Source organism: Dellaglioa sp. CoH-56-MRSF-14, assembly GCF_056782115.1.
In genome coordinates, this window is record NZ_JBXAYB010000063.1 from 1 (window position 1) to 321 (window position 321).

The 321-nt window shown below is 56.1% G+C and carries 1 protein-coding gene; it reads right to left on the reverse strand.

Annotated features, from left to right (window positions below):
• The coding region (locus AC1RPX_RS07860) for a hypothetical protein (RefSeq protein ID WP_481763340.1) at positions 1–262 on the reverse strand (262 nt) is incomplete at its 3' end.
• Between the last annotated feature and the right edge of the window lie 59 nt (positions 263–321).

Here is a 321-nt window from a genome sequence, read left to right on the forward strand (position 1 = left end):
GGTCCTGTTCATACGCACGTCGCTGGAACTTCAGGTCCTGCTCCCGGTCTTGATCCGACAGATATACATGGAACCAATGATCAAGAGATTTCCCCTTGAAGTACGCGGTACCCACCACATCAGTCCAGTGATGTTGGAACGAGCCGAGCGAGACCGATGCCCTGTAGAATCCGGGCTCAAGCGGCGTATGGTGATGGACCCGGTGAACGGCGATCGGGTACTCGGCGTTGTTCCGGAACTGGGAAATGTGCACCGTTCTCATAGGGAGCCCAATTGGTTTTGCATCTGCCTGTCGTCGAGCCCAAGATCGCTGATCAGGGC